Origin of the sequence: Lacrimispora struthionigena, assembly GCF_048627165.1 — a bacterium.
Lineage (GTDB): Bacteria > Bacillota > Clostridia > Lachnospirales > Lachnospiraceae > Lacrimispora.
The window spans coordinates 2,889,434-2,901,493 of record NZ_JBMBWP010000002.1; the positions used below are offsets into that span (position 1 = coordinate 2,889,434).

General features: G+C 40.1%; 13 protein-coding genes. 11 read left to right on the forward strand and 2 right to left on the reverse strand.

The annotated features are described in order from the left end of the window. Window positions 1-96 precede the first annotated feature (96 nt). Both ACOAOT_RS22510 and ACOAOT_RS22515 read right to left on the reverse strand, forming a co-directional pair. Window positions 97-1,452: an APC family permease gene (locus tag ACOAOT_RS22510; protein ID WP_420218988.1), complete on the reverse strand. Its 1,356-nt coding sequence runs from the start codon at window positions 1,450-1,452 to the stop codon at window positions 97-99. Between the two features lie 150 nt (window positions 1,453-1,602). Further along, complete coding sequence (locus tag ACOAOT_RS22515) at window positions 1,603-2,079, reverse strand: helix-turn-helix domain-containing protein (RefSeq protein ID WP_420218989.1); 477 nt, start codon at window positions 2,077-2,079, stop codon at window positions 1,603-1,605. A 152-nt stretch (window positions 2,080-2,231) separates the two neighbouring features. Here ACOAOT_RS22515 and ACOAOT_RS22520 point away from each other — a divergent pair, with 152 nt between their 5' ends. From ACOAOT_RS22520 to ACOAOT_RS22570, 11 genes are all read left to right on the forward strand, one after another. Further along, complete coding sequence (locus ACOAOT_RS22520) at window positions 2,232-2,441, forward strand: antitoxin Xre-like helix-turn-helix domain-containing protein (protein ID WP_420218990.1); 210 nt, start codon at window positions 2,232-2,234, stop codon at window positions 2,439-2,441. A 308-nt stretch (window positions 2,442-2,749) separates the two neighbouring features. After that, window positions 2,750-3,418 (forward strand): GntR family transcriptional regulator, encoded by a 669-nt coding sequence (locus ACOAOT_RS22525; protein ID WP_420218991.1) that lies wholly within the window; start codon window positions 2,750-2,752, stop codon window positions 3,416-3,418. A 404-nt stretch (window positions 3,419-3,822) separates the two neighbouring features. Beyond that, window positions 3,823-5,070, forward strand: a complete 1,248-nt coding sequence (locus tag ACOAOT_RS22530; RefSeq protein WP_420218993.1) for an ABC transporter substrate-binding protein — start codon at window positions 3,823-3,825, stop codon at window positions 5,068-5,070. Between the two features lie 69 nt (window positions 5,071-5,139). Further along, window positions 5,140-6,012 (forward strand): branched-chain amino acid ABC transporter permease, encoded by an 873-nt coding sequence (locus ACOAOT_RS22535; protein ID WP_104437890.1) that lies wholly within the window; start codon window positions 5,140-5,142, stop codon window positions 6,010-6,012. Between the two features lie 13 nt (window positions 6,013-6,025). Beyond that, window positions 6,026-7,009, forward strand: a complete 984-nt coding sequence (locus tag ACOAOT_RS22540; RefSeq protein ID WP_420218994.1) for a branched-chain amino acid ABC transporter permease — start codon at window positions 6,026-6,028, stop codon at window positions 7,007-7,009. Beyond that, a complete protein-coding gene (locus ACOAOT_RS22545; RefSeq protein WP_420218995.1) occupies window positions 7,003-7,755 on the forward strand; it encodes an ABC transporter ATP-binding protein in 753 nt (250 codons plus the stop codon). Before ACOAOT_RS22540 ends, ACOAOT_RS22545 begins: the two co-directional genes overlap by 7 nt. Then, window positions 7,755-8,477, forward strand: a complete 723-nt coding sequence (locus ACOAOT_RS22550) for an ABC transporter ATP-binding protein (RefSeq protein ID WP_420218996.1) — start codon at window positions 7,755-7,757, stop codon at window positions 8,475-8,477. Before ACOAOT_RS22545 ends, ACOAOT_RS22550 begins: the two co-directional genes overlap by 1 nt. A gap of 15 nt (window positions 8,478-8,492) precedes the next feature. After that, on the forward strand, window positions 8,493-9,776 hold the full coding sequence (locus ACOAOT_RS22555) for a nickel pincer cofactor-dependent isomerase, group 22 (protein WP_420218997.1): 1,284 nt from the start codon (window positions 8,493-8,495) through the stop codon (window positions 9,774-9,776). Window positions 9,777-9,803: 27 nt separating this feature from the next. Beyond that, window positions 9,804-10,859, forward strand: a complete 1,056-nt coding sequence (locus tag ACOAOT_RS22560; protein WP_420218998.1) for a zinc-binding alcohol dehydrogenase family protein — start codon at window positions 9,804-9,806, stop codon at window positions 10,857-10,859. 199 nt (window positions 10,860-11,058) lie between these two features. Then, on the forward strand, window positions 11,059-11,265 hold the full coding sequence (locus tag ACOAOT_RS22565; RefSeq protein ID WP_420218999.1) for an XRE family transcriptional regulator: 207 nt from the start codon (window positions 11,059-11,061) through the stop codon (window positions 11,263-11,265). A 48-nt stretch (window positions 11,266-11,313) separates the two neighbouring features. After that, complete coding sequence (locus tag ACOAOT_RS22570) at window positions 11,314-12,054, forward strand: MurR/RpiR family transcriptional regulator (RefSeq protein WP_420219000.1); 741 nt, start codon at window positions 11,314-11,316, stop codon at window positions 12,052-12,054. Window positions 12,055-12,060: the final 6 nt, after the last annotated feature.

Sequence of the window (12,060 nt, forward strand, 5' to 3'; positions counted from 1 at the left end):
AAAAAACAGGTCAGTCAAGAATGACTGGTTCTGTATTGAAATGATTGGAAGTGGAAAAGGGCTGGAATCCTCTTATGGGAAACCAGCCCTGAATTTTTATTTATTTATTGTCTCTGACCGATGTGAAATCAAAGCACTAAATACCATAACAACAAAAAATACAATAAGAAAAGCAACCACAGCCATTCCGTGGGCAAACCATGCGGCAATAATCATAAATGCACAGCCTGCAAGGGATAAACAGGGCATTAAGATACGATTAAAGAAGTTAAGTCCTTTGCTCTTTACCATAAACATAATAAAGATTGGAACGTATAAAGCATAAACAGTGACAATCGGAAGTTCAGAAGAATCAAAAGTGAAAAATCCAAACCAGCTGGCAGTCAGATTTGCTCCGTAGAAATAGAACAGCCAGATGCCGCAAAGAAATAACCCTAAAATAGCTGAATTAACAGGCATGTTGGTCATGGAATCTACCTGACTGAAAACCTTTGGTTTTGGTCCTAAGCCCCTGGCAGCAAGAGAATAAATTCCCCGGGTGCAGCCAAGCATCAGCCCGTTTAACGTGCCCAGACAGGAGATAATTACAAATACAAATAACAGATTTCCGCCTATTGAGGTGAAAACAGTCTGGAATGCCAGCTTGGCTCCTGCTTCACCACCTGCCATGATTATTTCATTTTTAACGGTTCCTGCAAGTCCGATGTAATACAGAATATACGCTGCCATAGTGATTAAGGTACCAGAAATTAAGGCAAGGGGCAGATTTCTTTTTGCATTTCTAAGTTCTGCATTGATACAGGTTGCAATAATCCAGCCTTCGTAGGCGAAGCTGGCGGCAACAACAGCTGTAAATAACCCGTTGGCGGTGCTGGCAGATACGGTATGGGTAAAATTATAAGCAGTCATTCCGTTGCGAAGTCCTGTAAAGGTCCCAACAATTGCCATAAGGAATAAGGGAATGAGCTTAATGACAGTGGTGCTTACCTGAAATTTTCCTGCTAAAACAGGGGATAATGCGTTGATTGTAAAGCTGGAAACCAGATAGAGACAGGCTATGGTCATACATTCTCCACCGGTAATGGAAAAACCGAAGATGACACAGGTATACCGGGCAGATACCCATGCAAGGACTGAAGTAATGGTAGGGTAGTAAATAATAGCCATAAAACTTCCTACATAATAGGCATATTTTTTTCCTACGGTTGCTTCCGCGTAATCCACAATACCGTTAATGTACTGATACTTCGTAGCCATAACAGAAAATGTGTAAGCGCAGGAAATCATAATAATACCGCCGATGATCCAGGCCAGAATTCCCTGCTTTAAATTTCCCCCTGTTGCAGTCAGAATCTTTTCGGCTTTAAAAAATACACCGCTTCCAATCACGATGCCTACAACCATCGCAATGGCTGTAAATAGTCCATACTTTTTTTCTAATTTTGATTCCATAGTTCAACTGTTCCTGCTTTTCTATAGTATTGTTTATATAAAAAAATCCTTTTTATTTTATCATAAAATGAAATACAAATCAGCAAGATTTTATTACCAGAAGCAAGATTTTTTACTGGTAAAAAATCCTTAAGAAACAGCAGGTTTAAGTCATAGCTTTCGGTACTTTGGCTGTTCGGATAAATCCACCATATAATCGCTGGCTTTTCTCTTACCGGAATCAGTCAGAGTCAGATAAATCTTTACCATGGCAGTGATCTTATCTCTGTCGTCCGGACCGGCGCTGTTAATAATGGCACCTAAGCTATCGTTGGTGTGATATCCTTTTCCTTCATCTTCGCGGAAGAAATCTTCGCTTCCGCTTGCAGGCCGATGAATCCATGGGGAAGCATCTGCTCCGGAATCTGGGTATTCAAAACAGTCATCCTGCCAGCCCATTAAATAAGCAGGGGTAGTTCTAAGAATGACCGCCAGCTTTTCTAAAACATTAGCAGGAACTTTTTCTATTTGTCCGTTCTCATATCTGAAAATTGTAGACCGTGAAACGCCTAACTCAGCGGCGATATCGTCAGCACTCATTTCCAATTGTTTTCTTCTTTCTTTAATTCTCTGACCAGTGATTGACATGTTCATACCTCCTGTTAATATCATACCATTGATGTTGCAAAAATGCAACACTTATGCCCCCTGGGCTGACTTGTATATTGACATTTTATTTTTTATAGGCTATTCTTATGATATAATAGTGGCATAAATGCAACTGAAAAGAGGTGAATTATTTGAATATATACATGTTAAAGGATAAGATAGCGGATTCCGGATTGACCCAGGAATCAATTGCAGATGCTATGGGTATCAGCAGATGTACTTTTTACCGTAAGATGAAAAAAGAGGGTAATACTTTCACTGTACAGGAGATGAACAGAATGATAAAGTTCATATCTTTGACAAAGGAAGAAGCAGCTAAAATTTTTTTGCTTCCAAAGTAGCGTAAATGCGATAATATTATATAGATTGCCCAGTCAATTTGCAGATGGGGTGTTTGGTACAGTCAGGCACAGCATCTGCATTTTATTGTTATCAATTTAGGCACAGGATATTTAATAATTTCTATTTTTAACACCAAATGTCAAAATTGAATCATATTGTTACATAATTATCAAAATAAGTGTTGACAATTCAATAATTAATGAAATAAACTAGAGACGGGCAAACTAAAATTCTGAAGTTTGCTTCGTGATTATGGTGACAGAGGTGATTTGTTTGACTTGAAACATCATAGCAGAAGGGGGTAGACATGGATAAATCGGTAAAAGAAGACAAATTTTCAAATGCCTATGAATATATAAAAAATAAGATTATACTGGGCGAATATCTTCCTTTGCAGGATATTTCTGATATGGAGTTACAGAAAGAATTAGGCATGAGCAGGACTCCCATTCGCGAAGCGATTCAAAGATTGGAAAAGGATTCATTTGTTAAAATATATCCGCGAAAAGGAACTTTAGTTGGAGAAATCGATTATAATCTGGTCAATGCAATTTATGAGGTGCGTTTACTGAATGAGCCTTATATAGCGGTAGAGTGTTATAACAGATTAAGCAAAGACTGGCTTAAAAAAATGTATAATTCCTTTCAGAATCCGCCTGAGTTTAAAGATCATGAAGAATATGTGAAATATTACACTGGGCTGGACGATTGTTTACATAATACGGTCATCTCTCAGTCTCAGAATAGCTTTTTGAAAGAGTTGCTGAATGTGGTAGCAGATCATAGTAACAGAATAAGGGTATATTGTGCAAAGGTTAACTTAAACTATACACTTTCCATTGAGGAGCATCTGGAGATTTTAGATTCAATGCTTTGTAATAATGATGCAGATGTTCTTGAAAATTATAAAATGCATATTAGAAATTCCTGGAATAATGCAATGGATTTGATTTTCCCTAAAAAATCAATGTTATAATATTATAAAATAGATGAATGCGTTAAATAAATATTGAATGCTGAGAATATGCCTGAAAAAGCACATTTTCAGCATTTTTTTTTGCTGGCAGAAAAAGAATCTGTTGCAAAACAAATGGCACAAATCATAAAACTATAAAATGTTTCAAATATGCAAATAAACTGATCAAATATTATACAATTAAGAAAATTTATATAAAATATACAGAAAATAACTTGACGGAGAGTCTTTATTAGTATATTATGTGGCTATATTTCATCTGATATATTAGTTAAATATAAGTAAAATAACAGGTGAATAAAACAGGAATTTAGATTTTCTCAATCTATGAAAGTCAGGAGAAGGGGCTTTCAGTTAACCACGATATCTTTTAAAGATAATAATAAAAAATGGAGGAAGTAAAAATGAAAAAGCAGTTATCTAAAATTCTTGCACTGGGTTTAAGTTTAACAATGTTCTTAACCGCATGCGGGGCTGGAAAAACAAGTACAAAGACGGAAGAAACCACGACAGGTGCGGCTGTTTCGGAGAGCACAACTGGCACTGCTGAGGCAGGAGAAATTTTTGTAATAGGAAATCCCCAGCCTTTGACTGGTGTCAATGCCCAGGTTGGAGAATCTGCCAATATGGCAGCGGAACTGGCTGTTAAGGTGATTAATAAGGAGGGCGGTTTTAATGGGGTACCAATTAAGCTTGTAAATTATGATGATCAGGGTTCTCCTGAGGAAGCAGTTAAAATTGCCAATAAGATGATTCAGGTAGATAAGGTGGATGCCATCCTGGGCTCTTTAACAAGCAGCAACGTTCTTGCGGCAGGTGGAATCTATAATGAAGCTAAGATTCCTACTATCGGAACGGGCAACAGTCCCACATGGATGCAGCAGGGATGGGAATATGTTTTCCGTGCAGGATTAAATACCGCTCTTTCCATGCCTCATGTTACGGAGAAGATGCTGAATTTAGATGTTAAGAAGGTGGCGGTATTCCGCGGTCTTGATGATGCTGCAAAAACCAGCGCTGAAACGTTTATAGAGGAAGCAAAAAAGGCGGGAATTGAAGTTACTACCATTGAAAGTTACACAGAGGGGGATACAGATTTCTCCGGTCAGGTGGCTAAGATGATTAATTCGAAACCAGATGCAGTATTCTGCTCTACCAATGGTCCGACTCAGGCAATTTTTGCAAAGCAGCTGCGGCAGCTTGGATTTAATAAACTCTGCTTTAACCGTGAGGGGATTCCGGTTGATACAATTAATGTGGCTGGGGATGCAGTTAACAACTGGGTATTTGCTTATCCATACGTGGTATACAGCAGTGTTGAAGAAGCAAAAGATCCTGAAATGAAGGAATTTTTGGAGCTTTACTATCAAGCGTATGGTGTAATGCCGTTTCATGACTGCGCATACAGAAGCTGGGATGCGATGATGGTATTCTGGGAGGCCTCGAAGATAGCAGGAAGCAATGATAAGGAAGCAATCAAAGATGCAATCAGCAAGATCAAGGATTTTAAATCTCTTGGAGGAATGCTTGATTTCACTGACGGAACCCGGGAAGGACTTCATACACTAAACGATTACATTATTATTGATGGAAAATACTTAGACTTTAATGAGTGGATTAAGGCAGGAAATATTTCTAAACTGGCACAGTGATAAAACATATAGTATGGACCGCCTATATCCGGTCAGGTGGAATATAGGCGGTTTCCTTGGAGGTAAGAAATGATAATACAAATTCTTGTTTCGGGTCTTGTGCTGGGCTGCGTTTATGGACTGATTGCACTTGGCTACAGCCTGATTTATAAGGCTTCAGGAATGCTTAACTTTACACAGGGCGATATTCTTACATTAGGCGCATTTTTGGGATATACCTTTTATGGGGTTTTTCATATTCCCTTTATTCTTACAGTGATTATTGTTTTTATTATTATGCTGGGGTTTGGAATGGTTTTGGAGAAGGGCATCATCAGTAAGCTTGTTGCAAAGGGAACCTTGCCAATCTATACGGTTCTGGCTACCATTGCGGTTTCCTATATCATTCAGAACGGATCTATGCTGGTATGGGGGACTCAGTCCATTAACTTTCCAAGAATATTTCATGTTACCAATATAAGAATTCTTGGTGTAAACATTCAGACAGAAGCATTTGTCTGCATTTTAGTTTCTATGATATGTATGGTTTCTCTTCATATCTTTATGAAGCATACCAGGTTTGGCACTTCCATGAGAGCTGCTGCCATGGACCCGCTGGCTGCCAGAAGTCTGGGAATCAATGTATCTCTTGCCACGGGGCTTACCTGGGGGATTTCTGCAGCAGTGGCTGCGCTCGCAGGTATGCTCATCGGACCCCTTTACGGGGTATATACAACCTTGGGTGCGACCATTGGAAGAAAAGGTTTTGCCAGTGCAGTAATGGGAGGTTACGGCAATATGTACGGTGCCATGCTTGGGGGCGCGATTCTTGGATTGGTGGAAACGTTTACTTCCGCATATATTTCCTCCTCTTATAAAGATCTGGTGGCTTATATCCTGCTAATTACGTTTTTATTTATTAAGCCTACTGGTATTTTTAATGAGCGGGCAATTCAGGATTAGGGAGGAGAATGGAATGAATCTACGATTAAAAAATGCGATATTAAACAGAAAAAAAGACTTAATAATTCTTTTGGTCCTCTTATTAATGCCTGTGCTTCTCAATGTGATACATTTTGAGTATGCATTTACAATTGTGAGCTTTATCTTTATTTACATCATAGCAGTGTCGGGTCTGGACATTGTGTTTGGTTATAGCGGCCAGATATCGCTGGGACATGCAGCCTTTTTTGCAATTGGGGCTTATGGATCTGCGATTCTACATAAATATACCCATATTCCGGTGATTCTTACCATGATAATTGCTGCTTTTCTGGCAGCTGTTATCGGTGCAGGTCTGGCTTATCCTGCTTCCAAGCTGGTTTTTCATTTTCTTTCCCTGGCAACGATTGCCTTTGGAGAGATCGTGTATCAGTTGGTTGCTCAGTCTCCCTATGAGATCACGGGCAATTTTACAGGATTTTTTACAGATTCGGTAAGCATTTTTGGATATAAACTGAATACCTACAGCAAGTTTTATTATTTTGGACTGATCAGTGTACTTGTTTTTCTTCTTATGAAAAACAATCTGATAAAATCCAAAGTTGGACGGGCTTTTATAGCAATCAGAGAGAATTCTCATGCAGCGGATGGAATGGGAATCAATGTCCGGAATTATAAGATACTGGCATTTGCCATCAGCGCATTTTTTACAGCCTTTGCCGGTGGAATGTATGCTCACTGCGTGAAGTTCATCAGCCCGGACACATTTATGTACAAGCAGTCTGTTATGTTTCTTACCATGCTTTTATTTGGCGGAACGGCTTCCCGCTTTGGTCCCATTTTTGGTGCAGTATCGGTACTTATATTAAACGAGGCGCTCCGTGCTACGGAAAAGTATCAGCTGTTAATTTACGGTGTTTTGCTTTTAATTGTAATTGTTGTGCTGCCAGGGGGTCTTTATGGGGCATATCAGGACGTTGCAGTAAAATTCAAAAAGAAAGGAGTAAATAAATGCTGAAGGTCAAAAACGTAACCTTAAGGTTTGGCGGTCTGGTGGCGAATAATGATGTTTCCATGGAAGTAAGAGATGGGAAAATCACTGGCCTCATTGGTCCAAACGGTGCGGGTAAAACAACTTTTTTCAACTGCATCAGCGGTGTTTATACTCCAAATGAAGGAAAGATAATATTTGAAGGGAAAGAAATTCAGGGTTACCGCCCTTATCAGATCAATAAAGCAGGAATCAGCCGCACCTATCAGATCATCAATTTGTTTAAAAAAATGAAAGTATATGAAAATGTAATCGTAGGTATGCATTCCAGACTGAATTCCAGCGTTACAGATTCTCTTTTTAAGACAAAAAAAGAAAGAGAAGAGGAGAAAAAGGCTTATGAAAAGGCTTTAAAATTGCTGGATTTCGTAGGGCTTCTGGAATTAAAGGATGAACCGGCAGGTTCCCTTTCCTATGGGAAACAGAGGCTTCTTGAAATCTGCCGTGCCCTGGCAAGCGATCCTAAGATATTGCTGCTTGATGAGCCGGCTGCAGGAATGAATGCCACAGAGAAGAATGAGCTTGATGTGTTGTGCAAGAAAATAGTAGAAAGAGGGGTCAGCATTCTGATCATTGAACATGATATGAAGCTGATGATGGGGCTTGCTGATTATATGTATGTTTTAAACTATGGTAAGCTGCTTGCAGAAGGCGCTCCCTTGGAAATCCAGAACAATCCTGCTGTAATTGAAGCTTACCTGGGAGGTGAATAATGGGAAAACATTTATTGGAATTAAAAAACCTTCAGTATTCTTATGGAAATATTAAAGTGGTGCATGGGATTGACCTCTATGTGGATGAGGGTGAGATTGTAACCATAATAGGTGCTAACGGAGCGGGAAAAACCACAACTCTTCAGACTGTTTCCGGACTGACGGCAGCATCTGGTGTGAAAGGGGAAATCCTTTTTGATGGCAGGAACATCGGAAGAACCAGAGGGCATTTAATTGCAGGTCAGGGTCTGGTGCAGGTTTTAGAGGGAAGACATGTATTCTCAAAGCTTACTGTTGCAGAGAATATTCAGATGGGAACCTATATCCGTAAGGATAAGGCAAATATTAACAAGGATATTGATCATGTATATGAAATGTTCCCAAGATTGTATGAACGAAGAACCCAGCTTGCGGGCACTCTCTCTGGAGGTGAGCAGCAGATGCTGGCAATCGGCCGTGCCCTGCTGTGCAATCCCAGAATGATTTTGCTGGATGAACCATCACTGGGACTGGCGCCTATTATTATAAAAGAAATTTTCGAATCCATTGTTCGAATTAACAAGCAGGGAACCTCCGTTCTTTTTGTGGAGCAGAATTCAAAAATAGCTTTGAATGTGGCGGATCGGGGTTATGTGATGCAGAATGGAGAAATCATTCTTCACGACACCAGTGAGAATCTGCTTCGGAATGAAGAGGTTAAAAAAGCTTATTTAGGTGAATAAAAGGGGGGTATTAACATGAGAGAAAGACCTTTTGTGGCTGACTTGGTAAAGGATGTGACGGTGCCCAGAATGTTTCGGGTCCGTCAGATATTTCCCCGTAATAAAATCGAACCAGAAGAGATACCTGGCATAATAAAGAAACTGCTTTCAGAAGAAAAGTTTTCTTCCCAGATTAAACCGGGAATGAAAATTGCTATTACAGCAGGTTCCAGGGGAATAGCAAATAATGCGTTAACCACAAAGTGCATTGCAGATTTTATTAAATCAAAGGGTGCACAGCCCTTTGTTGTTCCTGCCATGGGAAGCCATGGGGGGAGTACTGCTGCGGGACAGAGAGAGATTCTCAGGGGCTATGGAATTACAGAAGAATATCTTCAGTGCCCCATCCTTTCTTCTATGGAGGTAAAGAAAATCGGAGTGAATGAAGAAGGAAAGGATGTTTACATAGATAAATACGCAGCGGAATCCGATGGCATTGTTATTGGCTGCAGAATCAAACCTCATACAGCGTTCCGGGGTCCCTATGAAAGCGGAATTATGAAAATGATGGCAATTGGATTGGGAAAACAGTATGGGGCGCAAGTCTGTCATGAAGCAGGATTTAAACATATGGCAAAAAATGTGCCTTTATTCGGAAAGGCCATAATCAGGCATGCTCCTGTCTTATTTGCAGTTCCAACCATAGAAAATGCCTACGATGAGACCTGTAAGATCGTAGCGGTAAATGCAGATGAGATTGAGGAAATGGAGCCAGTCCTTTTAAAAGAAGCTTCCTCCTATATGGCAAGAATTCTGGTGGATTCCTGTGATGTTCTGATTGTAGATGAGATAGGAAAAAACTATAGCGGTGACGGAATGGATCCCAATATAACCGGTACCTTTTGTTCTCCCTATGCCACTGGCGGTATTACTGCTCAAAGGGTGGCGGTTCTGGATTTAAGCAAAGAAACCCACGGAAACGGCATTGGATTAGGATTTTCAAGCGCTACCACAAAACGTGTTTTTGATAAACTGGATTTAGCTTCCATGTATCCAAATGCAATCACCTGCACCGTGCTTGGAGGAGTCCGGATTCCAATTATAATGGAAAGTGATAAGGAAGCAATTCAGGTTTGTATTAAAAGCTGCAACGAGATCGACAAGACCCGGCCAAGAGTTGTCAGAATTCCCAACAGCCTCCATCTGGAGCATATTATGCTTTCCGAGGTTTACTTAGAGGAAATTAAGGGAATGGAAACCATTGAGATAGAATCGGAGCCAATGGAGCTGCCCTTTGATGAGGATGGAATGCTTTGGTAGGTTCTGAAAATAAGGAGAAATGACAAAATGAAAGCAATTTATATAGTGGAACCTGGAAAGGTGGAAGTAAAAGAGGTTGAAAAACCAGTAAGAAAGCCGGGAGAGGCATTGCTAAAAATTTTATACGGAGGTATTTGCGGAAGTGATTTAGGCTCTTACCGGGGAACATTTGCGTATTTTGATTATCCAAGAATTCCAGGTCATGAGTTTAGCGCAGAGATTATGGAAATTGATGAAGACAATAAATATGGGCTGAAAAAGGGAATGATTGTTACCTGCAACCCTTATTTTAACTGTGATGCCTGCTACAGCTGTGAAAAAGGGCTTGTCAATGCCTGCATGGATAATCACACCATGGGCTGCCAGACGGATGGTGCCTTCTGTCAATACATCACTATGCCTTTGGAACGAATATTTGATGGAAAAGGACTTTCTCCCAAGGTGCTGACAGCTATTGAACCCTTCTGTATCGGTTATCATGGGATACAGCGTGCAGGAATTAAAAAGGGAGATAGAGTTCTGGTTGTAGGGTCTGGAACCATCGGCGTTCTGGCTGCAATTGCGGCAAAAGCTCTGGGAGGCCAGGTTTACATATCAGATGTGGCAAAAGAAAAGCTTGATTATGCAATGGAACATTTTGAGTTTGCAGGAACCATCTTAAATGACAGCCCTCATGCGCTTCTTCAGGCGGCCAGAGAGATTACTGGCAGTATATCAATTAACGGCAATGAAGCAGTTTACGGATTTGATGTATGTATAGAGGCGGTAGGTCAGCCCTCCACCTTTCAGGATTGCATTGAGGCTGCAGCATTTGGAGGAAAAGTGGTTATTATAGGTGTTGGTAAAAAGAATCTGGACTTTAATTTTACTATGATTCAGAAGAAGGAACTGAATGTCTATGGCAGCCGGAATGCAATGAATAAGGATTTTATAGAATTAATAGATCTGGTAAAAGATGGCGGAGTCAATTTAGATCAGGTAATTACCCATGAATATCCTTATGAGGAAGGGGCAAAGGCCTTTGAAGATTTCAGCAGCAATGGTGCACATATGCTAAAGGTACTTTTGGATTTTACAAAGTAGCTCTTTGTCAGGAATACGTTCGGATTGATGAGAAACGATTCAATCCGAACGTTTCTTTTGATATTAATTTTATTCCGCTGTTCTGAAACTGCAACAGGAAGTGACGCAAAACAGGGATTTGGATATTGACTTTTCAATTTCAATGAGCTATTCTTATATTGTGTAGTAGCATAAATGCAACTGGGGAGGGGTGAGTTATTTGAATATACAAAAGTTAAAAGGGAAGATGGCTGAGTCTGGAATTACCCAGGAGGTAATTGCTGATGCCATCGGAATGAGCAGATGTACATTTTACCGAAAGATGAAACGAAGGGGAGATACGTTTACTGTAGAAGAGATGAACAAAATTGTAAAGATAATACCTCTGAGCAGAGAGGAGGCTATCACTATTTTTTTTACCCTGTGAGTTGCATGAATGCGACTGCGCAGACGGAACAGGGGATGGAGGTTTATCATGATTATTCCGCTTGATACGAATATTATAGGGAATTTAACAAAGACAGAACGTGAAATTATAAATTACATAAACGGCCATGAAGGAACACTTGCCGGAATGTCGATTGTTGATATTGCATTTGAGACATTTTCATCACCATCCACCGTTTCAAGGGCGATTCGTAAATGCGGGCTGAATGGTTTTAATGAACTGAGATATCGCTCAGGACATAAAGCAAAGAGTGAAGAGATTCAGAACATCAATGAACTTTTTAATAAGACACTAATAGAGGCGCAGGCTGTGCATGAGCGTATTTCACTCACTGATATACTGAAAGTTATTGAATGCATGAAAGATGCACATCAGATTTCTGTATTTGCGAGAGGGCTGACTACTTATGTTGGCCAGGAGTTTTCCTTAAAGTTACAGCTTCTTGGTTATGATGTTTTCTTTTCCGATGATCCCAACATCATGAGAGTGAAAGCGTCCAAGATGAAAGAAAAGGATATTTTATTTATCCTGTCTTTAAACGGCCAGACACCGGAACTGATTCTGGCAGCTGCCACAGCCAGTCAGAAAGGAAACTGTGTGATATCCTGCTGCTGCAATCCGCAGTCCCAGTTAATTTCATACAGCAACATTGCTCTTGTGGGATATAAGCATGCTCACCAGGCAATTAAGGAATTCGAGGTGTCTTCGAGAATTGCTCTTTATATGATTTGCAGAATTATCATTGACTATATTTCGGAGTCTGTCTAAGACTCC